4 protein-coding genes are annotated in these 3304 nt (G+C 39.1%); all 4 read left to right on the top strand.

The features are described 5' to 3' along the window. Nucleotides 1–295, top strand: a 295-nt coding sequence (locus AAF462_11105; GenBank protein ID MEM7009670.1) for a nuclear transport factor 2 family protein, incomplete at its 5' end; no start/stop codon positions are given. A 90-nt stretch (nucleotides 296–385) separates the two neighbouring features. Continuing rightward, the gene (locus AAF462_11100; GenBank protein MEM7009669.1) at nucleotides 386–1114 is read left to right on the top strand and encodes a carbonic anhydrase; all 729 of its coding nucleotides are present in this window, start codon (nucleotides 386–388) and stop codon (nucleotides 1112–1114) included. Nucleotides 1115–1243: 129 nt separating this feature from the next. Continuing rightward, nucleotides 1244–3097 carry a molecular chaperone HtpG gene (htpG, locus tag AAF462_11095; GenBank protein ID MEM7009668.1) on the top strand — a complete coding sequence of 618 codons (1854 nt, stop codon included), beginning with the start codon at nucleotides 1244–1246 and terminating at the stop codon, nucleotides 3095–3097. Nucleotides 3098–3121: 24 nt separating this feature from the next. Continuing rightward, nucleotides 3122–3304, top strand: a 183-nt coding sequence (locus AAF462_11090) for a hypothetical protein (GenBank protein ID MEM7009667.1), incomplete at its 3' end; no start/stop codon positions are given.

The following is a 3304-nucleotide window of genomic DNA, read 5'->3' as shown; positions in this document are numbered from 1 at the left end:
GATGGACTCTCTTTTGGCTGATAACTTTGAAATATCAAGTATGACAACTGGCTGGTCAATGAACAAAGAGGATTTCTTAAAAACAATTCCCAAGCAGGTTATAAAGTGGCAGGAAATAACTGACGTAGAAGTAACGATGGACGGCGATAAGGCTAATTCAAAAGTAGATATAAGTATGGCGAAAACTTTTGAGGGCAAAGATCATAGCGGGGACTATGAAGTCTACAGCGTCTGGGTAAATAACGGTGGAAACTGGCAGCTAATAGAGCGTAAGATCAAGTTTTTAAAACCATAATACCAAACCTGATCTAATTATAATCTTTATAGTAAATGTAATTCGAACTAAGCGGTGGCAATCAGGCATAAAAATTATAGGAGGGATAATATGTCAGATAACTCGTTTTCAAGAAGGAATTTTCTGAAGGTAGGCGGAATAGGTACCGTGGCGGCGGCTGGTCTAAATTTAGGTCAAATTTTATCTACATCAGAGGTCATGGCTCAGGAAACTAAAAGACCGCAGACACCTGATCAAGCACTAGAAGCAATAATGGAAGGTAATAGGAGATTTGTCGATGCTATGAAAAAAGGGCCAAGAAGATCTGTATACACGAGGGAATATGTTGCTACTGGTCAAAGCCCTTTTGCAGCGATCTTAGCATGCGCTGATTCAAGAGTAGCACCTGAGATTATTTTTGATCAAGGTATAGGAGATTTATTTGTAGTCAGAGTGGCAGGGAACATTGTAAATCCTACAAATTATGGGCTCCAGGGAAGTCTTGAGTTTGGAGTGCTTGCATTAGGAGCTAGGTTGATAATGGTGCTGGGTCATAGTGAATGCGGCGCTGTTGCTGGTTCTATTGAAGCTCTAAAAAAAGGAACCCAATTCCCGGGATCAATTAATGACATAGTGCAGACTATTAAACCAGCAGTTGATATAGCAAAAGGTGAAAAAGGGAATCTTCTTCACAACTCTACAGTTGAGAATGTGCAGCTTGGTGTGGATAAGCTTAACAATTCAGATCCGGTTATTTCTGATTTGGTCAAAAAAGGCGAAGTCAAAGTTGTTGGAGGCAACTACGATCTAAAAACTGGTGAAGTAAAGCTTATTAACTAGCACAAGATAGTGATTGCCTTATAGCTCTAAAATCTTGAAATTCTCTAGTTAGTGAATATGTTATCACTGCGCAAATTATTACTGCGCCCAGTATATTCCATAACAAATTTTCGGAGGTAGTATTTACAAATGGCTGAGAAAGCTGCAAAAAAACATGAATTTCAGGCAGAGGTTAAACAAGTCTTAGATATTGTAATAAACTCTTTATACACAGACAAAGAGGTTTTTATCAGAGAGCTTGTTTCTAACGCCTCTGATGCACTTGAAAAACTTAGATATTTACAACTTACTGAAAAAGAGGTTTACGATGAAGATCTACCTCTTGAGATTAGCATTACCACTGATGATAAAGAAAATACAATCACAATAGAAGATCACGGTATAGGTATGTCCAGTGATGATCTAAAAGACAACTTGGGCACAATTGCTCATTCGGGCTCAAAAGCATTTCTTGAAGCTGTAAAAAAAGGCGGAGAGGTTAATCAAAACCTCATAGGCCAATTTGGTGTTGGCTTTTATAGTGTGTTTATGGTTGCAGAGGCTGTTGAGGTCTACACGCATAACTGGAAAAAAACTGCAAAGAGTCTTTTGTGGAAAAGTGATGGCTCTGGCACATACGAGATAGAAAGCGCAAAAGGCGTGAGACGAGGAACGAAAATAGTTGTTCATTTAAAAGATGAAGAAAAAGAGTTTTCAAATTCAGAAAGGGTTAAGCAAATCCTCACGCATTACTCAAGCTTCGTGCAGTTCCCAATCAAGTTAAACTCTGAGCAGATAAACAATATCCAGCCAATTTGGATGCGAAATAAGAGTGAAATATCAGATGAAGAATATTCAGATTTCTATAAGTTTCAGGCCAATGCTTTTGACGAGCCAACATACCGCATGCACTTTAGCTCTGATGCTCCTATAGAAATAAATGCACTTATTTTTACTCCGCAAATAAACCCTGAGCAAATGGGGTTTGGCAAAGTTGATCCTGGGGTGAGTCTGTATTGCAAAAAGATATTGATAGATTCAAAGCCTAAGGGGCTGCTGCCTGACTGGATGCGCTTTTTAAAAGGTGTTATCGACAGCGCTGATCTTCCGCTAAACATTTCAAGAGAGTCAATGCAGGACAGCGCTCTTACAAATAAAATTGGTCAGGTAATAACCGGACGATTTATTAAGACACTAGAGGATGAATCTAAAAAGGATGCTGAGAAATATAAAGAGTTTTATGAGAGCTTTGCAATTTATTTAAAAGAGGGAGTGGCTGCAGATTTTAAAAACCGCGAGCAGCTTGCAAAGCTCCTTCGCTATGAGTCCTCAGCTACAGAAAAAGGAGAACTCACTTCACTTGATGACTATGTATCCCGAATGAAAGAAGAGCAGAAAGAAATATATTATCTCTATGGTCCAAACCGGGAAACAATAGAGAGCGGTCCTAATTTAGAAGCATTTAAGGCGCACGGGATAGAAGTTCTATACCTCTATGAGCCGGTAGATGAATTCGTCATGACGAGTATTGCCAAGTTCTCGGATAAAGATTTAGTATCCGCAGACAATTCAGATATTGAGCTTGATGAAATAAAATCAGATCAGAAAAAAGATGCACTTTCAGATGAAGATGCAAAAGCTTTATCTGATTGGATTAAAGAGACTCTAGAAGATGCTGTCAATGAGGTCAGCGTGAGCAAGCGTCTGGTAGATAGCCCTGCCATAGCCCTTAATGCTGATAAGGTTATGACTCCCTCAATGCGCCGGATGATGAAGGCAATGAAGCAGGATGCAAATCTTACTAATTCAGTTAATCTAGAAATCAATCCCGCTCACGAGCTTATGAAGAATCTTTCAGCTCTTAAAGATAGTGACCCTGAGACGGCAAAGCTTGTGGCTGAGCAGATTTTGGATAACGCGCTCATATCAGCAGGCTACCTTGAAGACCCTCGAGATATGGTAAGCCGAGTTTATGAAATTCTAGAGAAAGTATCTGACAAATAAAATATCTATTAATTGAGGATAGTTATGATTACAAAAAAATATTCTGAACACAATGTGCTTAAGTCCCCATACGCAAAAGAAATGAGAGAGATAATTAGCGGGGAGGAATATGATAAAGCCGGAGTTGCTATTGCTGTTGATCTAGAGCAGATGAATGCACATTATCATAACAGCTTTGATGAGATATTTTTCGTTCTAGATGGCGAT

Source organism: Thermodesulfobacteriota bacterium (genome assembly GCA_039028315.1).
In the GTDB taxonomy this organism is placed as follows: Bacteria; Desulfobacterota_D; UBA1144; order Nemesobacterales; family UBA2774; genus CR02bin9.
The sequence above is the reverse complement of the archived record's forward strand: the minus strand, read 5'-3'. Positions and strand labels throughout refer to the sequence as shown.

What these genes read in the sequence shown, in the direction of transcription:
- htpG (MEM7009668.1), top strand. Translation starts at nt 1,244, where the DNA reads ATGGCTGAGAAAGCTGCAAAAAAACATGAATTTCAGGCAGAGGTTAAA.
- AAF462_11100 (MEM7009669.1), top strand. Translation starts at nt 386, where the DNA reads ATGTCAGATAACTCGTTTTCAAGAAGGAATTTTCTGAAGGTAGGCGGA.